The sequence below is a fragment of the Kribbella capetownensis genome (genome assembly GCF_004331485.1).
Classification (GTDB): domain Bacteria; phylum Actinomycetota; class Actinomycetes; order Propionibacteriales; family Kribbellaceae; genus Kribbella; species Kribbella capetownensis.
The window spans coordinates 218102-236999 of sequence record NZ_SJKD01000011.1 but is presented as its reverse complement, the minus strand read 5'-3'; the positions used below and the strand labels follow the sequence as shown (position 1 = coordinate 236999).

At 68.1% G+C, this 18898-nt stretch carries 19 protein-coding genes; 12 read left to right on the top strand and 7 right to left on the bottom strand.

Going from position 1 to position 18898, the window contains the following annotated elements:
* Positions 1–168: 168 nt before the first annotated feature.
* From E0H75_RS37645 to E0H75_RS37630, 4 genes are all read left to right on the top strand, one after another.
* Complete coding sequence (locus E0H75_RS37645) at positions 169–3189, top strand: ricin-type beta-trefoil lectin domain protein (RefSeq protein WP_131518488.1); 3021 nt, start codon at positions 169–171, stop codon at positions 3187–3189.
* A 41-nt stretch (positions 3190–3230) separates the two neighbouring features.
* Positions 3231–4358 carry a serine hydrolase domain-containing protein gene (locus tag E0H75_RS37640; RefSeq protein ID WP_131518487.1) on the top strand — a complete coding sequence of 376 codons (1128 nt, stop codon included), beginning with the start codon at positions 3231–3233 and terminating at the stop codon, positions 4356–4358.
* A gap of 89 nt (positions 4359–4447) precedes the next feature.
* Positions 4448–4843 carry an esterase-like activity of phytase family protein gene (locus E0H75_RS37635; protein WP_202873370.1) on the top strand — a complete coding sequence of 132 codons (396 nt, stop codon included), beginning with the start codon at positions 4448–4450 and terminating at the stop codon, positions 4841–4843.
* Positions 4844–4892: 49 nt separating this feature from the next.
* Positions 4893–5855, top strand: coding sequence for an alpha/beta fold hydrolase (locus E0H75_RS37630; protein ID WP_131518485.1), 963 nt, complete (start codon positions 4893–4895; stop codon positions 5853–5855).
* Here the strand turns inward: E0H75_RS37630 and E0H75_RS37625 are convergent.
* On the bottom strand, positions 5849–6511 hold the full coding sequence (locus E0H75_RS37625; RefSeq protein ID WP_131518484.1) for a DUF998 domain-containing protein: 663 nt from the start codon (positions 6509–6511) through the stop codon (positions 5849–5851). The genes E0H75_RS37630 and E0H75_RS37625 overlap by 7 nt on opposite strands.
* Before the next feature lie 103 nt (positions 6512–6614).
* Here E0H75_RS37625 and E0H75_RS43365 point away from each other — a divergent pair, with 103 nt between their 5' ends.
* Both E0H75_RS43365 and E0H75_RS37615 read left to right on the top strand, forming a co-directional pair.
* Positions 6615–6983 carry a nuclear transport factor 2 family protein gene (locus E0H75_RS43365; protein ID WP_165554325.1) on the top strand — a complete coding sequence of 123 codons (369 nt, stop codon included), beginning with the start codon at positions 6615–6617 and terminating at the stop codon, positions 6981–6983.
* 93 nt (positions 6984–7076) lie between these two features.
* Positions 7077–7676, top strand: coding sequence for a dihydrofolate reductase family protein (locus tag E0H75_RS37615; protein WP_131518482.1), 600 nt, complete (start codon positions 7077–7079; stop codon positions 7674–7676).
* A 279-nt stretch (positions 7677–7955) separates the two neighbouring features.
* On the opposite strand, the gene E0H75_RS37610 is transcribed toward E0H75_RS37615, so the two are convergent.
* Together E0H75_RS37610 and E0H75_RS37605 are read right to left on the bottom strand one after the other, a co-directional pair.
* The gene (locus E0H75_RS37610; protein WP_131518481.1) at positions 7956–8426 is read right to left on the bottom strand and encodes a GNAT family N-acetyltransferase; all 471 of its coding nucleotides are present in this window, start codon (positions 8424–8426) and stop codon (positions 7956–7958) included.
* The gene (locus tag E0H75_RS37605) at positions 8413–9804 is read right to left on the bottom strand and encodes an MFS transporter (protein ID WP_131518480.1); all 1392 of its coding nucleotides are present in this window, start codon (positions 9802–9804) and stop codon (positions 8413–8415) included. The genes E0H75_RS37610 and E0H75_RS37605 overlap by 14 nt, the downstream gene beginning before the upstream one ends.
* Before the next feature lie 92 nt (positions 9805–9896).
* Between E0H75_RS37605 and E0H75_RS37600 the strand changes: the two genes are divergently transcribed.
* Together E0H75_RS37600 and E0H75_RS37595 are read left to right on the top strand one after the other, a co-directional pair.
* Positions 9897–10499 carry a TetR/AcrR family transcriptional regulator gene (locus tag E0H75_RS37600; RefSeq protein ID WP_131518479.1) on the top strand — a complete coding sequence of 201 codons (603 nt, stop codon included), beginning with the start codon at positions 9897–9899 and terminating at the stop codon, positions 10497–10499.
* Positions 10500–10520: 21 nt separating this feature from the next.
* Positions 10521–11639 (top strand): MalY/PatB family protein, encoded by a 1119-nt coding sequence (locus E0H75_RS37595; RefSeq protein WP_131518478.1) that lies wholly within the window; start codon positions 10521–10523, stop codon positions 11637–11639.
* On the opposite strand, the gene E0H75_RS37590 is transcribed toward E0H75_RS37595, so the two are convergent.
* The 4 genes from E0H75_RS37590 to E0H75_RS37575 form a co-directional block, all read right to left on the bottom strand.
* Positions 11640–12002: a cupin domain-containing protein gene (locus tag E0H75_RS37590; protein ID WP_131518477.1), complete on the bottom strand. Its 363-nt coding sequence runs from the start codon at positions 12000–12002 to the stop codon at positions 11640–11642.
* Between the two features lie 120 nt (positions 12003–12122).
* Positions 12123–12608 carry a gamma carbonic anhydrase family protein gene (locus E0H75_RS37585; RefSeq protein WP_238163511.1) on the bottom strand — a complete coding sequence of 162 codons (486 nt, stop codon included), beginning with the start codon at positions 12606–12608 and terminating at the stop codon, positions 12123–12125.
* Positions 12609–12654: 46 nt separating this feature from the next.
* Positions 12655–13320 (bottom strand): response regulator, encoded by a 666-nt coding sequence (locus E0H75_RS37580; RefSeq protein ID WP_131518475.1) that lies wholly within the window; start codon positions 13318–13320, stop codon positions 12655–12657.
* The gene (locus E0H75_RS37575; RefSeq protein ID WP_131518474.1) at positions 13317–14978 is read right to left on the bottom strand and encodes a sensor histidine kinase; all 1662 of its coding nucleotides are present in this window, start codon (positions 14976–14978) and stop codon (positions 13317–13319) included. The genes E0H75_RS37580 and E0H75_RS37575 overlap by 4 nt, the downstream gene beginning before the upstream one ends.
* Before the next feature lie 329 nt (positions 14979–15307).
* On the opposite strand from E0H75_RS37575, the gene E0H75_RS37565 reads away from it, so the two are divergent.
* The 4 genes from E0H75_RS37565 (at position 15308) to E0H75_RS37550 (ending at position 18871) form a co-directional block, all read left to right on the top strand.
* Complete coding sequence (locus tag E0H75_RS37565; protein WP_131518473.1) at positions 15308–16318, top strand: Bug family tripartite tricarboxylate transporter substrate binding protein; 1011 nt, start codon at positions 15308–15310, stop codon at positions 16316–16318.
* Between the two features lie 76 nt (positions 16319–16394).
* Entirely contained in the window at positions 16395–16907 is a 513-nt protein-coding gene (locus E0H75_RS37560) for a tripartite tricarboxylate transporter TctB family protein (protein ID WP_131518472.1), read from the top strand.
* The gene (locus E0H75_RS37555) at positions 16907–18415 is read left to right on the top strand and encodes a tripartite tricarboxylate transporter permease (protein WP_131518471.1); all 1509 of its coding nucleotides are present in this window, start codon (positions 16907–16909) and stop codon (positions 18413–18415) included. The genes E0H75_RS37560 and E0H75_RS37555 overlap by 1 nt, the downstream gene beginning before the upstream one ends.
* A 12-nt stretch (positions 18416–18427) precedes the next feature.
* Positions 18428–18871: an EVE domain-containing protein gene (locus E0H75_RS37550; RefSeq protein ID WP_131518470.1), complete on the top strand. Its 444-nt coding sequence runs from the start codon at positions 18428–18430 to the stop codon at positions 18869–18871.
* Positions 18872–18898: the final 27 nt, after the last annotated feature.

Genomic DNA, 18898 nt, shown 5'->3' with positions numbered 1-18898 from the left:
AGCATCGTCGGATGCTCGATGTCGCGGGAGTGACCGGTCACTGACGCCAAGTAGGCGTTTGAAACGGGGTATTGCGCGGGCCGTGTTCTTGGCTTCATGCTGGCGGTCACTTGGGTGCTCACGGGGGGCTGTGAGGGCTGGTGAGGACAGGTGAGCCTGGGGGGCTTCATGAGGCGTTACGCCGGACTGCGCCGGTGGGTGGCTGCGGCCTGTGTGCTGTTGTTGGTGCCGTTGGCAACGACCGTGTCCGCGAGCGCCGCCGCGCCGGTGCCGGGTGGTTTCAGTGAGCAGGTGGTGTTCACCGGACTGAGCAACCCGACGAACGTCGCGTTCTCGCCGGACGGGCGGGTGTTCGTCGCGGAGAAGAGCGGCTGGATCAAGGTGTTCGACTCGCTCGACGACCCGACGCCGTCGATCTTCGCCGACCTGCGCACCCAGGTCTACAACTACTGGGACCGCGGCCTGCTCGGAATGGCGCTGCACCCTGACTTCCCCGCCGATCCGCGCATCTACGTCCTGTACACGCACGACGGCCTGATCGGCGGACCGACACCGAAATGGGGCACCGCCGGCGCCACCGACGATCCGTGCCCGTCACCGCCGGGACCGACGAGCGACGGCTGCCAGGCGAGCGCTCGATTGTCGGCCGTCACCCCGGGCGGCGCCGAGCAGGTGCTCGTCGAGGACTGGTGCCAGGTGTTCCCCAGCCACTCGATCGGCTCGATCGAGTTCGGCCCCGACGGCATGATCTACGCCGGCGGCGGAGACGGCGGCAGCTTCGGGTACGCCGACTACGGCCAGGACGGCTTCCCGGCATCGGACGAGACCCCCGACAACCCCTGTGGCGACGGCCAGGCACCCGTCGGCGCGAAGCTCACCTCGCCAACCGCTGAAGGCGGCGCGCTGCGCGCCCAGGACGTACGGACCGGCGGCGATCCCGCAAGCCTCGACGGCTCGATCATCCGGATCGATCCGGACACCGGCCTCGCCGCACCGGGCAACCCGGCTGCGGGTAGCTCCGATCCGAACACTCGCCGCATCGTCGCGCACGGCCTGCGCAACCCGATGCGCTTCGACTTCCGCCCAGGAACCAACGAACTCTGGATCGGCGACGTCGGCTGGACCAAGTGGGAAGAGATCGACCGCATCGTCAACCCGACCGCACGGGTCACGAACTTCGGTTGGCCCTGCTACGAAGGCCCGGGCCGCACGGCCGCGTTCGACGCCCTCAACCTCAACATCTGCGAGAACCTGTACGCCGCCGGCGCGAGCGCGGTCGCCACGCCGTACTACACCTACGATCACACCTCACACATCGTCACCGGCGAGACCTGCAGCACGGGCAGTTCATCGCTGTCCGGCATGTCCTTCTACGAGAACGGCAACTACCCACCGGAGTACGACGGCGCCCTGTTCTTCTCCGACTACAGCCGCCAGTGCATCTGGGCGATGCTCCCCGGCACCAACGGCCTCCCGGACCCCGCCAAGATCGTCAACTTCGCCTCGGGCTACGGAACGACCAGGCTGCAGAACGGTCCGGGCGGCGACCTGTTCGCCGTCGACTACGACAACGGCAGGGTCCTGCGCTACGTCTACAGCGCGACCAACAACCCGCCGACCGCGGTGATCGACGCGGATCCGTCCAGCGGACCGACACCGCTGACCGTCACCTTCGACGGGACCGCCTCGAACGACGCCGACGGCGACGCCCTCGCGTACGCATGGGACCTGGACAACGACGGCCAGTACGACGATTCGACGGCGCCAACTGTCCAGCACACCTACACCACCAGCGGCGCCGCCATCGCCCGGCTGAAAGTGACCGACAGCCACGGCGGGACCGGTACGGCGACCACCCAGATCAACGTCGCCAACACCGCACCGACGGCATTGATCACGTCACCCGGTCCGGCGACGACGTGGAAGGTTGGCGACACCATCAGTTTCGCCGGCACTGCCACGGACCCGGAGCAGGGCACGCTGCCCGGCCCGGCGCTGACGTGGGCGCTGATCATGCACCACTGCCCAAGTGATTGCCATGCGCACCAAATCACGACGATGACCGGAGCGAGCGGCACGTTCACCGCCCCCGATCACGAATACCCGTCGTACCTGGAACTGCGGCTGACCGCGAAGGACTCCGGCGGGCTGACCGACGTCAAGAGCGTGCAACTGGAGCCGAAGACTGTGAAGCTCACATTCGGCACGCAACCGTCGGGTCTGCAGTTGACGTACCTGAACAAGACCGCGGCCGCTCCGTCGACCGGTACGGCGATCGTCGGCTCGAGCGGATCGTTGTCCGCGGGCCTCCTGCAGTCATCGGCGAACAACCTCTACCGGTTCGCATCCTGGTCGGACAACGGTGCGCGCAACCACAACTTCGTCGCCCCGGCGGCGCCCGCGACGTACACGGCGACGTACACGCCGAAGCGCAATCTCGCCCGCGGGCGGGCAGTCGCGGTGTCCAGCATCTATGCGGCCGGCCGCGAGGGATCGAAGGCGGTCGACGGTTCGATGACGACGGCCTGGACGAGCAAGCGCAGCGATCCGCAATGGCTGCGGGTCGATCTCGGCTCGGTTCAGGTGGTCAACCAAGTGCTGCTCAACTGGTCGTCGGCGTACGCGAAGGCGTACCAGATCCAGGTGTCCGGCAACGCGCAGTCCTGGAAGACCGTCTACTCGACCACCGGCGGGAACGGCGGCACCGACAACGTCGTGTTCGGGGCGATCTACGCGCGGTACGTGCGGATCAACGCGACCGCTCGCGTTGCGGCCGGCAACTACTACGCGCTGTGGGAGTTCGGGGCGTACGGCGACCGCGGCCCGATCACCGGGATCGCCGGGAAGTGCATCGACATCTACCAGGCACGGACGAACAACGGCACGCCGACCGTCCTCTACACCTGCCACAGCGCCCTGAACCAGCAGTGGACGCAGTACGAGGACGGCACAGTGCGCTCGCTCGGCAAGTGCCTGGACGTGCGCGGTACGACGATCCGGTCCGCGGCGGTGCTGTGGACGTGTGACGGCAGCGCCGGGCAGAAGTGGTTGCCTCGCCCGGACGGCTCGCTGCTGAACATTCGCTCCGGCCAGTGCCTCGACGCCACCGGTGCGTCCAGCGCCAATGGCACGAAGCTGATCATCTACACCTGCCATGTCGCGGTGAACCAGAAGTGGGTGCTGCCGTAAATCACTCGAGTCGTCACCTGGCCGCCACCTAGGCTGGAGGCATGAACAGCGGCTGGGCAGACGAGGGATTCGGCGCGGTCGCCGATGTGTTCGCGGACAACTTCAGCGCGTTCCCTGAGCTCGGAGCCGCCACCACTCTTTATGTCGGTGGCCGAAAAGTGGTCGAGCTCTGGGACGGTGAAGCGGCTCCCGGGCGCCAATGGGATCGCGATACCGTCGTACCTGTTTTCTCTTGTGCCAAAGGGATCGTGAGCCTCTGCGTGCATCTGCTCGCGCAGTATGGACGGCTCGACCTCGATGCGCCGATCGGTCAGTACTGGCCGGAGTTCTTTGCAGAGGGCAAAGAGAAGATCACGTCCCGGATGGTGCTCGGGCATCGGGCCGGGATCCCGGTGCTGGACCAGACGCTGACCTTCGACGAGATCGCTGCCTGGACGCCGGTGATCGAGGCGATCGAGGCGCAGAAGCCGCTCTGGGAACCAGGGACGTCGTACGAGTATCACGGTCATGTGTTCGGCTTCGTCCTCGGCGAGGTGGTACGCCGGATCACCGGGCAAGGACCCAGTGCGTACTTCCGCCAGGTCGCCGGCGATCCGCTCGGGCTGCGGGCCTGGATCGGGCTGCCCGCCGCAGAACTGCCGACACTGGCCCGTCTCGCAGAAGCTGAGGGCCGCCCTCCGATGCCGGGGCCGGAGCATCTCCTCACCCGGATCGTCACGATGAACGGCGCGCTCGTCTTCCCAGGCCTCGACGTACCGCACGGCTGGAACGATCCGGCGCTTCTCGGGATGGAGCTTCCCGGGGCGGCCGCAGTCGCCTCCGCCACCGGTCTCGCCGGTCTGTACGCCGCGGCCGTGACGGGCATCGACGGCCACGACCGCATGCTCTCTGGCGCCACCGTGACCGATGCGGTGCGCGAGATCTCTTCAGGTCAAGGCTTCCTGGGCTTCGACGCCGGCGCGCGCTGGGGATCCGGCTATCTCCTCGACTCCACCGTCCGCCCGATGCTGGGTGCACGCAGCTTCGGCAACGACGGCGCCGGCGGCCAGTTCGCCTTCGGCGACGAGGAGTACGGCGTCGGTTTCGCGTACGTCGCCAACCGCATGGTCGGCCACGGCGACGCCCGAGCCAACCGCCTGATCACCGCCGTACGCGACTGCTTGGGCTAGCGGCCTGCCAGGGTTCACGACGGTGTCAGCCGGTGTTCACCTGCTCCGACGAACGTCGCGCTGACGTCTTGGTGGAGGCGAGCACGTACGTGTCTCGTGTCATCGGCCGGTTGGCTCTGGTGGGTACCTCGGTGCTGGTCACCGCGGCGCTGCTGGCTCGACTGCAGCGCGTCGTACTGCGACCGTCCGCCAACATCCTGGGTACGGCGTGGGACTCGACGACCACCACGCCGTCGTACGAAGCACTCGCCGACCCGGCGGCTGCCGGCGTACCGGTGCTGTCCAAGAAGCTCTTCCTCGACCTGAACACCGTTGCCGGTGCTCCGAAGAAGATCGAGGGGGTCGCACTCCTGCCGCAGGACACGCTCGTAGTCATCAACGACAACGACTTCGGCATGACCGACGGTCCCGGAGCCTTCGATGCCCACGGCAACCTGGTGGACAGCGACATCGAGACCACCCTGGTCACCATCAAGCTCCGTTGAGCGCGGAATCTTGGTACTGATCCGGCGGCTGATCGTGTAAACCAGATGGATGGTTCTTCCTGCTGAAGTTGTTGCGCCGGTGCGGATCGAGGTCGGCCAGGAGCATTACCTGGCGGTACGGCGGTGTGGGGACGGGGGTGTGCCGCTCCTGCTCATTCACGGGTTTCCGTGCACGAGCCGCATCTGGTCGCACAATCTCGGGCCGCTGGCCGAGGCGGGGTTCGACGTGGTCGCGCCGGATCTGCGTGGGTACGGCGAATCCGATTTCGCGCCGGACAACTTCTACGACTTCAACGCGTTCAACACCGACCTGACCGGCCTGTTCGACCGGCTCGGCTGGGACCGCGCAGTGGTCGCCGGGCACGATCTGGGTGCGATGATCGCCATCGACCTGGCCACCCGCCATCCGGATCGGGTGGACCGCCTGGTGATCCTGGACGACTCGATGCCGGATCTGGGTGAGGCGTTCACCGCGGCGGGTCTCCCGCCGATCGATCCCAAGCCCGCCGTCTACGACTACCAGCGGCGCCAGGGCAACGACGCCGACGCCTTGGTCGCCGAGCTGGCTACGCCTGAGCAGCGCCGGCGGTACATCGGTGAGTTCTATGGGCACCGCCTGTGGTGCCCGCCCGATGCCTTCGACGAGGACGACCTGGCGTTCTTGACCGAGCCGTACGGCGACGCGGCCCGGCTTCGAGCCTCCTTCGCCGACTACGAGGTCGCGATGGGCACCCGGCCGCTGTCGGCCCCGGAGATGATCGACCGGCCGGTCCAGCACCGCGCACTGCTGCTGATCGGCACCGACCAGGCGACGATGCGCAACCACATCGAGGAACGGTGTGCGCTCGCCTTCCCCGAAGCAGTCGGTCCGTTCTGGGTGAAGGGCGCCGGCCACTTCATGCCCTGGGAGCGGCCTGAGCTGGTCAACCGCGCAATCCGTTCCTTCTGCGGCGACCTCCTGGCAGCACTCACCCGTGAACTTCCCGAGGTGAGTGCTGACCCTGGTCAGTGATGGCCGCGGCGCTCATCGGTGCAGATCACGGTGAGCCAGATCCAAGCGAGGGTCACCGCGAGGTCGAAGGCGATGATGGTTGGGCGGCTGCCGGCGCCTGCGCTGAGGCCGGCGAACGCTCCGAAGAACAGGACGCCGGTGATGGCGGAGAAGCGGCTGAGTGCGCGGCGCCCGACGCTGCGGAAGTGCACCGCCAACACCAGACACGCGGCGATCAGTCCGGAGAACCCGATGCCCCCAGCGACGAAGTGTCCCACGCCGCGCGAGCTGATCTCGGCGTAGTCGGCCGGCGTACCCGCCGGGAAACCAGAGGCCGGATCCGCCTTGAAGATCGCGGCCAGCAACAGCCCAACGCCGTACGCGACGAGCAACCGCGGTCCCCAGGTGCTGCCGCGACCGGTGAGCGTACGGCGAAGTCCGACGGCGGCGCCGATCGACAGCAGACCGCTGACGACGAAGTTCAGTGTCTGGATCCAGCCTGGCCCACCGTTCGCGAGCAGACTGGCCGGGTGCCTCGTGATGTCGAACCCTTCGCGCGTGAACGCTTGGCCCAGCCACACGGCGACGTACAGCGGACCGGCGACGATCCCGCCGGTGAGCAGAGCCCGGGTCGAGATCCGGGTGGTGGTCGGGACGGTGAGATCGTTGGTGGTCATGGTCCGAGTTCCTTCCAGCAGACTGAGGGGTTTCCTACTCCCCTGCGTCGACCGACCTTCCTCATTTTCGACACCCCGGAGCGAGTTTCTTCAAGGAGGACAGATGCCAGTCGAGGATGAAGTCCGCGCCGTCTCAGCCGCCTTCGACGCCGCCCTGCTACACAACGACGCCGACGCGATCGGGCAGTTCATGACCGACGACTGGGTGTACGTCGGCCCGTCCGGAGCCACCCCGAGGTCGGACATCCTCGGATGGATCGCCTCAGGCAGGCTGGCGCACCACACCATGACGGTCATCGGAGACGAACGGCTCGCACGCGTCGGCGACGCCGTCGTATACACAGCCCGCAAGGCCAGCACGGGCTCCTGGGACGGAACGCCGTACACCGCCGAAGAGTGGATCACCGAGCTCTACGTACACGTGAACGGCCGCTGGCGCTGCGCCTTCAGTCAGAAGACCGACGCAACCTAGTACGAGACAGATGTCGGATCGGGTCGGTCGGGTTCGTAGAAGGAGTGACGCCGGCCCATCTGAGGCGGCGCAGAACAGGAAAGGGAGCACCACATGAGCACCACCTTCACCGTTGACTTCTTCTGCAGCGTGGACGGCTACGGCATGGCCGCGGGCTGGCCCGGATATTGGGGGAAGGAGGGCCCCGAGATCCGCGCGGACCGGGTGCGCACCTTCGCGCAGGACCAGGTACTCGTCTTCGGCGCGACGACGTTCCGGCAGTTCCGGAAGTTCGTGGTCGACTTTGACGAGCCCTACTACGACAGCCTGAACACGCTGCCGAAGATCGTGTTCTCCAGCACACTCGAAGAGCCGCTCGGGTGGCAGAACTCGACGGTTCTGAACGAGGATGCGGTGACGGCGATCGAGCGCCTGAAGCGCACCACGGACGTCCCGATGCGATCGCACGGCAGCATCGCGCTGAACCGCGCTCTGCTCGCCGCCGGCCTCGTCGACCGCCTCGAGATCATCATGTTCCCCGCCGTATCCGGCCGCGCCGGCGCAGCTGCCCTCCTCCACGACGGCGCCGAGCTCGACCTGGAACTCGTCGAGTCAACCGTACTCGACGGCCAGACCCAGAAGCTCGTCTACATCCCCCACCTCCACGGAGAAATCCCCAAGACCGCCGGCCCCCAACGCCGAACCACAACCTAGCCGGCACGCCGTGCCCAACAACCCAGCGCCATCACGCGACGCGGCCACCGCGGGACCTGACCGGCTCGTGCCGAGTCAGCCCCCTGTGGTGGCCGCAGGCCGGTAGCGGCGTGCGGCCACCACTCGAGATCGTGTCTGCTGAGGATGTACGTGCCGGCGACACCACCCGTAGTCAGCAAGCGGGCGACGTAGGAGCACGCGCGAGGCAAGGAACGGGGTGGGTGGGAGCGGCTGCGGGCAAGCGGTACCGAGCGGAGCGGACGCGTGGAGGCCTAACCATTAGTTGCCCACCAGCTTCTCGTAGATGTCGGGGCTCCAGCTGGCGGTGGTTTTGGTGGTGAGGGTGGCGCCTAAACGTTCGTAGAAGCGGTAGCCGGCCTTGTTTTCGAGGCGTAGGCCCCAGCCGATCGGGAGACGGTCGGGGAGTGCATGCCGGGCCAGCTCGAGCATGAGGGCCCGACCGACGCCGGCGTCGCGGAACTGTTCGCGGACGTTCAGGTCGTCCAGCGCGAGTTGATCGCCACCGACCCACAGATATGCCCGGCGCAGCGACGACACATAGCCGGCCACCTGCCCATCGACCGAAGCGATCAGCACGATCACGTCCGAGCGAGACAGGAAGCCCTGCCAGTCCGAAACGCTCGCGGTGACGTACGCCAGCTGATCCTGATACCCGGCGAGCTCCTGCAGCATGGTCAAGACGGTCTCGGCGTCCGCAGGGACCGCGCGGCGGATCTCAGTGTGCGGCATGGGCTTCTGCTCCTGTCGTGGGCCTGGCGGCCGGTACGACGGCCAGCGCGAGGACTGCTGCGACGGCCGCAACGACCGCGGCGAAGGTGAAACCATGGGTGAATCCGGTCGTCACGGTGCCGGCCAGGCTGGCCGCGGCGAGGCTGGACACCACCGCAACCCCGAGCGAACCACCGAACTCGTGGAACGTGCTCAGAATCCCGGACGCGACCCCAGCCTCGCGGTAGTCGATCTGGCTGAACGTCGTGGTCGACGCGGCGACGAACGCGGCACCGATCCCAGCGCCCCCGATCGTCGTCCCGATCACCACCATGAGAGCACCATCCCAGACCGCTGGGACAACGATGGCGATCGCAGCGACGGCCAGCCCGACCATCGCGACCGGACGAGCACCGACCTTGCCGACCAGCTGTCCGGACAGGTGTGCCCCGATGGTCGTGGCGACGGCGATCGGAAGGAAGGACAGTCCGGTGCGAAGGGCGCCGTACCCCTTGTAATGCTGGAGATAGAACGATCCGAGGAAGAAGATCGAGATCATCAGCGCGGTCGCGACCAGGATCAGGAAGGAGCCGGCGGCAACCGGTCGGCGGGTCAGGATCCGCAGGTCCATCAGCGGCGACCAGACGACCCGCTGCAGCCAGGCGAACGCGGCGTACAGGACAACCGCGCCGGCCAAGGTCAGCAGTGTCGCGGCGGACAACCAGCCCCGGTCTCCGGCCTTGATCAGCGCGTAGATCGCCGTACCGGTGCCGGCCGTGACCAGGATCGCGCCCGGCAGGTCCAACCCGCCCTGACGCTCGGCCGGCCGGTCGGCGGGCAGCATCCGGAGCAGGATCGCGAACACGACCAGACCGACCGGGACGTTGACGTAGAACACCCACTGCCAGCCCGGTCCGGCGGTCAGCAGTCCGCCGATCAGTACGCCGATCGCCGCGCCACCACCACCGATCGCGGACCAGATGCCGAGCGCCTTGTTCCGCTCCTCGCCGTCGAACGTTTTGGTCACCACGGACAGCGCACTCGGTGAGAGCAGCGCAGCGCCGACGCCCTGCGCGATCCGGCCGCCGATCAGCAGTTCGGCGCTGTTGGCCAGTCCGCTGGTCAGCGAGGCCGCGGTGAACACCAGCAGCCCGGTGAGCACCACGACGCGGGATCCGAACAGATCGGAGGCCCGGCCGCCGAGCAGCATCAGGCCGCCGAACATCAGGGTGTACGCGCTGACCACCCAGGTCAGCGTGCTGCGGTCCAGGCCGAGGTCGATGCCGATGTGCGGCAGCGCGATCGCTACCACGGTCACGTCCAGGATCAGCATGAACTGCGCGATGGCGAGTAGTCCGAGCAGTCGCCACCGACGCGGGTCCGCTCCGGTTTCTTCCATGATTCTCGTCCTCACTAGTCAAATCGAACACCATTGTTCGAGTTATTGCAGGTACAGTAACTCGTACAGCAGTGTTCGACAAGGGAGTTCCGATGCCGGCGAAGCAGGCGAGTACGACGGGCAAGCGGGCCGACGCGCAGCGCAACATCGCGGCGATCCTGGACGCGGCGACGGAGTGCCTGGGCCGCGATCCGGCGGCCAGTACGAGCGAGATCGCCAAAGCGGCCGGTGTCGGGCGGGTCACCCTGTACGGCCATTTCCCGTCCCGGGCCGAGCTGCTCGACGCGGTGTTCGTGCACGCGATCGAGGACGGCGAGGAGGCACTCGCCCAGGTCGACCTGACCGGGGATCCGCGCGACGCGCTGACCCAGCTGATCGAGTCCAGCTGGCGCCTGGTGGACCGGTATCGCTCGCTCCTGATCGCCGCTCAGAACACCCTCCCGCCGGGCCGGGTGCGGGAGCTGCACGCCGACCCGATGGCACGGGTGGAGAAGCTGATCGAGCGCGGCCGCAAGCAGGGCGCTTTCCGGAAGGACCTGCCGACGTCGTGGCTGGTCGGCGTCATGCACAACGTGATGCACGGGGCGGCCGACGAGATCACCGCCGGCCGCGTCACCCCCGACAAGGCCGCCGCCTACATCACCACGACCATCCTGGCCGCCTTCACCCCACCCGGCGACCGCGTCCCGGACTGACGAACTGGGTACATCCTCGGCATGCTGAAGGTTGCCGAGCTGGCGGAGTTACAGAAGCGACGCGGCGAGAAATGGTCCGGCCACGCGCCGGGAGTGATCTCGGCGACGGTGGCGGAGATGGACTTCGATCTCGCCGAGCCGATCGCGCGGGTCCTGCACGAGGCGGTGGACCGCAGCGATCTCGGGTACGCCTTCGAGGTGCCGAAGTCCTTGCGGGATGCCTTCACCGGCTTCGCCGACCGGCGGCTCGGGTGGACCGTGGATCCGGACCGCATCACGTTGGTACCGGACGTGATGGCCGGACTGATCGAGCTCTGTCTCGCCCTCGCACCGGGTGGTTCGGTCGGCTTCGCGACCGCCGCGTACCCGCCGTTCCTCAGTCAGATCCCACGAGCCGGCCTTCGCACCGTGCTGATCCCGTTGCGTGAGGACGGCTGGTTCGACCTCGATCGCCTCCGCGAGGCGCTGGCTGACGGGCTCGAAGTACTGGTCCTCGCCAACCCGCACAACCCGACCGGCCGGGTGTTGCCGCACGAGGAGCTCGCGGCGATCGCGGAGCTCTGCGCGGCGTACGACGCTTGGGTTCTGGCCGATGAGATCCATGCGCCGCTGGTGCTGCCCGGCGCGTCACATGTGCCGTGGCTCGAGGTGTCCGACGCGGCCCGCGAGCACGGGATCGTGCTGACGTCAGCGTCGAAGGCGTTCAACCTGGCAGGGCTGAAGGCGGCGATGGCCGTGACGGCATCCGACCGGGCGCAGAGGGTCGTCGATCGTCTGCCTTACACCGCCGAGCAGGCCGGACTGCTCGGAGTCCTTGCCGCAGAGGTCGCGTTCTCCGAGTGCGACGACTGGCTCGACGCCGTACTGCGACAGCTCGACGAGAACCGCGGGTACCTGCGCGACCACCTGCCTGGCGGCATCACCTGGACTCCGCCGGAGGCGACGTACCTGGCCTGGCTCGACTGCCGTGGGCTCGGGCTGGACGAGGAGCCGAGCGAGTTCTTCCTCCGCCGCGCGAAGGTTGCCTTGGGCCCGGGTCGCGACTACGACCCGGGCGCCACCGGCTTCGTCCGCCTCAACTTCGGCACCGGCCCCGAACTCCTCGAGCTGATCGTCGACCGAATGCGGACCGCCGGCTGACTACTCCAGCCAGGTGGTCTCGAACGTCGGGTTGGCGTGGATGTGGACGGCCTCGTAGCCGCCCGGTCCGGTACGGAACTTGTGCGGCGTGTTCGCCGGTACGACGAGGATCTGGCCGGCCTTGCCGACGATCTGCTCGTCGCCCACGGTGAAGGTCGCCGTACCGCGCCGGATGATGAACGTCTCGGCGTACGGATGCATGTGCAGCCGCGGGCCGGCGCCCTCCTTCGTGGTGGCTTCCAGGATCAGAGAGACACCGGCGCCACCAGGCAACTCGGTGTAGTTCTCGGTCCACTCCTCGCCGTCGTCCCGCCCGTCCGCACGGTTGATCACCACGGCGCCGGTGTTCGCGATATCGGTCATGAGCACCCTCCCTCGGTCTGCTGCCAAACCTAACCTCGCACCGGGTCCTTTCACTTTCCTTTCCGGCGTACGACGGGATCAGTCCGGCATCCGGCGGGATCGGTCCGGGACCCGAGAGACTCAGCCGACCTGCTCGATCGACGCGGCGTGACGTTCGGCGAGGTTGTGGTAGACGGCGGCGTTGTGGTCGACGAACAGCTTGGCGGTGCCGTCGAGCGGGACGATCTTCTTCGCCGGGCTGCCGAGCGCCACCGATTCCGGCGGGATCACCGCACCCGGCGTCACGGTCGACCCGGCCGCGACCAGCGTGCGTTCGCCGACGACCGCGCCGTCCAGGACGATCGCGCCGTTCCCGACCAGCGCCTGCTCGCCGATCGTGCAGTCGTGCACCAGGCACAGATGGCCGACGGTCGCGTTCGGCCCGATCTCGCAGCCGTTGCTGCCGGAGTGGATCACGGTGTTGTCCTGGATGTTCGCCCCGGCCCGGATGGTGATCGTGCCCAGGTCGGCCCGGATCACCGCGCCGTACCAGATCGACACGCCCGCCTCGACCACGACGTCGCCCACCAGGGTGGCGGTCGGCGCGATCCACGCGTCCGGATGCACGCTCGGGCTCTTTCCCTCAAATGAGAACAACGGCATACGCCGCACCCTACTGGCGCCAGTGGTAGCGGCGTTCGGGACGGCCGGTCGTGCCGTAACGGAGGGCGACCTCGACCTGGCCGCGGGTGCAGAAGAACTCGAGGTAGCGGCGGGCACTGACGCGGGAGATGCCGACCTTCTCGGCACACTCGGCGGCCGACAGGTTCTGCGCGGCGGCGCGGAGGGCCGCGGCGACCAGGGCCGCAGTCTCCTGGCTCAGACCCTTGGGCAGCCGATTGACCGTCGGTCGCACCGGTCCGAGCACCCGGTCGACGTCGGCCTGGCTCGTCACCTGGTCGGGTACGCTCGCCCGCCGTCGCGCGTACTCCTCGAGCCGCGACCGCAGATCCTCGAAACCGAAGGGTTTCAGCAGGTAGTTGACCACCCCTTGCCGCACCGCACCTCGTACGGCGTCCGCCTCACGCGCAGCGGTGATGACCAGGATGTCGCAGTCCGGCTGCGCGGCCCGCATCCGCCCGATCAGGTCGAGGCCGAAGATGTCGGGCAGGTACAGGTCGAGCAGCACGAGGTCCGGCTGCAGTTTCCCGATCGCCTCCAGCGCCTGCTCCCCGGAGTTCGCCGTACCGACGACCTCGAAACCGGGCACGCGGTCCACGAAACCGCGGTGGATGCGGGCGACCATGAAGTCGTCGTCGACGACCAGGACGGAGATCATCGGGCTCCCTCGGGCAGGCGCTGGACGGACATCCTCGCGATGAACGCGGCGCCGCCGTCCTCGGTGTTCGTGACCGCGACCTCGCCACCACGCCGCCGGCAGACCAGCCGGGTCATCGCCAGTCCGATCCCGCGCTCACCGCCGGCAGCGGCCTTGGTGGTGAAGCCATGCGCGAACACCTCCTGTGCGAGCTCGGGCGCCACCCCGGGACCGGAGTCGCGGACCACGATCTCCACGCTGGCGGCGTCCTGCCGCAACTCGACCTCGACCCACGCGGGCGACAGCGGCGTACCCGACTGGGCAGCGGCGTCGATCGCGTTGTCGACCAGGTTGCCGATCACGGTAGCCACGTCCGCCGACAGTTCCGGGTCGAGCCGGAGCAGCGTGGTGCGTTCGGACACGCGGAGCTCGACGCGGCGTTCGGCCGCGACGGAGGACTTCGCCATCAGCAGGGCGGCGACCGCGGTGTCCTGGACCCGCCGGGTCACGGTCAGGTCGAGCGACTCACGATAACGGTTGAGGGCCCCGACGTACGTGACGACCTCGTCGTACTCCCCGATCTGGATCAGCCCCGAGATCGTGTGCAACTGGTTCGCGAACTCGTGGGTCTGGGCCCGCAGCAACTCGGCCGAACTGCGGAACGAGCCGAGCTCACGCTCCAGTTGCGCCAGCTCGGTCCGATCGCGCAGCGTAGTCACTGAGCCAAGCGAGTGCCCGTCCTTGGTGACGCTCATCCGGTTCATCACCAGCACCCGCCCACGCCGTACGACGACCGCGTCGCGAGCCTCGTCACCGGAGTGCTCCCCGGCCAGAACCTCGCGGAGCCGGCCCTCGATCCCTAGCTCACGCAGGCTCCTACCGACCGCGTTCTCCGGCAGGTCGAGCAGCCGGCGGCCGACGTCGTTCACCAGCGTCACCCGCAGGTGCGGATCCAGCGCGACGACTCCCTCGGCCAGTCCGTAGAGCATCGCCTCGCGGTGCTCGGCCAGCCCGGCGATCTCCCGCGGCTCGAGTCCGAGCGTCTGCCGCTTGATCCGGCGAGCGAGCAACCACGAGCCGAGCAGCCCGAGCACACACGCGATGCCCAGATAGATCGCCAGGTACGACGATGCGCCGCGCAGCCGCTGCCAGATCGACGGAGCCCGCTCACCGACCATCACCGTGCCGATCTGGTCGCCGAGCGTCCCGTCCGGCTGGTTGTCCGCGTTCGTGCCCTGACTCAGCACCGGGACCTGCGAGACCAGCTCGGTCCCGTCGTCGACGCCGAGCTCGCCGGACCAGCCGCGGCCTTTCGCGACCCTGGGATCACCGAGCGTCAGCTCGCTGCCGAGCGCGGAGAGCTCGGTCGCGGCGATCACCCGGCCCTTCGCGTCGGCGATGGTGATCGAGGTGACGCCGGACTGGGTCAGCGTGGTCTGGAGCAACGGCGCCAGGACCTCGGCCGGCGCCGGGTGCCGGATGCCGAACCGCAAGGTCTGATTGCCGGAGAGCTGCTCGGCCAGGGCGGTCACTCTGCGTCCCTCGACCCGGTTGAAGGTGGCCGCGGACTGGGCGAGCGAGACCGCGGCGACGGCGACCAGCACCACCACCACGATCGCCAGCTGCAGCACCAGCAGCTGACCGGCCAGGGTCGGCCGCTTGCCCAGTCTCCATGCCATGTCGCATGATCACCGGTCGAGCGCCGGCTTTGCCACACCTCGGCGGAATTCGGCGTGTGACCACAATGAACTCAACCTCCGCTGCTGACACAAGGCAGACGGCACTCCCGCGGGAAGGTCACGATCAACGCCCTGAGAGGGCGTCTGAGAACTCTGCGCCGTCGCGAGGAGGTGCTCGGTGCGGTGCATCGCCGTGCGGGGGCGAAGGTCTCGATGCGGAGCATCGTGGCCTTTGCACCCGTGCGGCGAGGTGCCGTGCCGAGTGCCCCGCAGTAGGCGCAGGGTTCTCAGACGCCCTCTGAACCCTTGGACGTGAAAGGACTCCGCCGATGAGGTCTCCCCGGTTACTGGTACCGACCGCGGCAGCGATGCTCGCCCTGTTCACCGCGACCGCCTGCGGCGCGACCGCGGACAAGGAGGACACCGCCAACGCCGGCAACGGCAAGCCGGCCACCGGTCTGCGCCTGATGGTGCCGAACACGGCCGGCGGCGGGTACGACACCACCGCCAGGGTGGCGGCGAAGGTGATGGACGACGCCAAGATCGCCACCGGCGTCCAGGTCTTCAACCTGCCCGGCGCCGGTGGCACGGTCGGCCTGCAGCGGACCGTGAACGAGAAGGGCAACGGCAAGCTCGCGATGCAGATGGGCCTCGGCGTGGTCGGGGCGACGTACACCTCGAAGTCGAAGGCGACGCTGACCCAGACCACCCCGCTGGCCAAGCTGATCGAGGAAGCCGGCGCGATCGTCGTACCGAAGGACTCCCCGTACAAGTCGATCGGGGACCTGGTCACCGCGTGGAAGGCGAACCCGAAGGGGCTCGCGGTCGGCGGCGGCTCGTCCCCCGGCGGCCCCGACCACCTGCTGCCGATGCAGCTCGCGCAGACCGTCGGGATCGACCCGAAGGACGTCAACTTCGTCTCGTACGACGGCGGCGGCGAACTGCTGCCGGCCCTGCTGGGCAACAAGATCGCCTTCGGCGCCAGCGGATTCGGGGAGTTCCTGGACCAGGTGGAGAGCGGCCAGGTCCGGGTCCTCGCGGTGACGAGTGAGCAGCCGATCGAGGCGCTGAAGGACGTGCCGACGCTGAAGTCGTCCGGCATCGACCTGGTCTTCACCAACTGGCGCGGGATCGTGGCACCGCCGGAGATCAGTGCCGAGGACAAGCAGGTCTGGGTCGACGCGCTGACCAGGATGCACGACTCGCCCGAGTGGAAGGCCGAACTGGCCAAGCGCGGCTGGACCGACGCCTTCGTCACCGGTGACGCGTTCGCCACCTTCCTGACCGACCAGGACAAGGCGGTCGCGGACATCCTGACCAAGCTGGGGCTGGCGGCATGAGCGAGCGAAGCGAGCTCATCATCAAGCACAGCGCATCTCGTGTCTCATCCGCGCCCGGAGCGAAGCGAGGACGTGGATGAGCACCGCCGAGGCTCAGGTCGAGACTCGGCGGGATCGGGCGCAGTACGCCGTGTGTGGGTTCCTGGCCGTTGTCGGTGTTCTGGTGATCATCGACGCGGCCCGGCTCCGGCACATTGCCAACAGCAACGACCCGATCGGCCCCAAGCCGGTCCCGATCGTGCTCGGCGTACTGCTTCTGGTGGTCGCCGCCGTGTACGCCGTGGACGTCGCGCGTGGTGGCACCGGTGCGGCCGAGGAGGGCGAGGACGTCGACCCGACCTCGCCGATCGACTGGCGGACGGTGCTGCTGCTGATCGGCGCGTTCGTGGTCAACCTCGTACTGATCGAGCCGCTGGGCTGGGTGATCAGTGGCGGGCTGCTGTTCTGGGGCTCGGCGTTCGCGCTGGGTAGCCGGCACCACTTCCGCAACCTGGTCATCGCCGCCGGGTTGTCGTTGGCAACGTTCTACGCGTTCGCGATCGGCCTTGGCGTGAACCTGCCGGCCGGCGTACTGCAAGGGATCCTGTGATGGACAACCTGAACAATCTGCTGACCGGGTTCGGCGACGTACTGACTCCGATGAACCTGCTGCTCGCCCTGCTGGGAGTGACGGTCGGGACCGCTGTCGGCGTCCTGCCCGGCATCGGTCCGGCGATGACAGTCGCGCTGCTGCTGCCGATCACCTACGGCCTCGAGCCGGTCCAGGCGTTCATCATGTTCGCCGGCATCTTCTACGGCGGCATGTACGGCGGTTCGACCACGAGCATCCTGCTCAACACACCCGGCGAGTCGTCCTCGGTGGTGACGGCGATCGAAGGCAACAAGATGGCCCGGGCCGGACGCGCGGCACAGGCGCTCGCGACCGCGGCGATCGGGTCGTTCGTGGCCGGCACCATCGGTACGGCGCTGCTGGTCCTGATCGCACCGCAGGTGGTGAAGTTCGCGATCAGCCTGGGTGCGCCGGACTACCTGGCGATCATGCTGCTCGCGTTCGCCGGTGCCACCGTTGTGCTCGGCTCGTCCCGGATCCGTGGGATCGCGGCGTTGCTGCTCGGCCTGGTGATCGGACTGATCGGCATCGACAAGGTGACCGGTCAGGAACGGCTGACCTTCGGTCTGCCGCAGCTTGCCGACGGCATCGATGTCGTCGTCGTTGCCGTCGGCATCTTCGCGGTCGGCGAAGCGCTCTGGGTGGCCGCGCACCTGTGGCGGAACCCGGGCACGGTGATTCCGGTCGGGCGGCCGTGGATGGGGCGCTCCGACTGGCGTCGTTCGTGGAAGCCTTGGCTGCGCGGGACGGCGTACGGGTTCCCGATCGGTGCGCTGCCGGCCGGCGGGGCGGAGATCCCGACGTTCCTGTCGTACGCGACGGAGAAGAAGCTCTCGAAGCACCCGGAGGAGTTCGGGCACGGTGCGATCGAGGGGGTGGCTGGGCCGGAGGCGGCCAACAACGCCTCGGCCGCCGGGACGCTGGTCCCGATGCTGGCTCTCGGGCTCCCGACCAACGCGACTGCTGCCGTGATGCTGGCGGCCTTCACGTCGTACGGGATCCAGCCCGGTCCGTTGTTGTTCCAGCGGGAGTCGTCGCTGGTGTGGGCGCTGATCGCGAGCCTGTTCATCGGCAACCTGATGCTGCTCCTGCTCAACCTGCCACTGGCGCCGGCCTGGGCGAAGCTCCTGCAGATCCCGCGGCCCTACCTGTACGCCGGGATCATCTTCTTCGCCTCGATGGGTGCGTACGCCGTGAACGCGCAACCACTCGACCTGCTGCTCCTGCTGTTGCTGGGCCTGCTCGGCTTCACCATGCGCCGCTTCGGCCTGCCGGTCCTGCCGCTGATCATCGGCGTCATCCTCGGTCCGATCGCCGAACGCCAGGCCCGGATGTCCCTCCAACTCTCCAACGGCGACCCCTCCGGCCTGATCGGCGGCCCTGTCTCCTACGTCATCTACGCCGTCATCCTGACCCTCCTCGCCTGGCCGCTCCTGGCCAAACTCCGCTCCCGAAAAATAAGACAAGACGTGTCAGCTATTCGGTAGCACGGTGGAGCCATGATCACCGCGACCCCGGAACGCGCCTGGCTCGGTGTCGTCTCCGCCGACCACACCCGCCGCGCCACCGACCACGGCTTCATCCAGCTCAACCACGGCAAGCGGCACAACCTGAACCGGTTGCGGCCCGGAGACGGCTTCGTCATCTACTCGCCGACCGAGCGGTACGGCGAGAAGGCGCCGCTCCGGGCCTTCACCGCCCTCGGCATCGTCGCCGACTCCGAGCCGTACCAGGCCGAGCCGATGTCGATGGGAGCTCACGGCGTCGTCCGGCCGTGGCGGCAGGCGGTCGACTTCGAGGTGGTCGAGCGTGCCGCCCTCGCCGAGGTCAGCGGTGAGTTGACGCTCACCCGGCAGCCGAACTGGGGTTACCAGCTCCGCCGGGGGCTGGTCCCGCTCGCGGTCGAGGACTTCGAGGTGTTGCGGTCGGTCATGATCTGTTGATCGGGGCGTGTCAATTTCTCGTCGGGG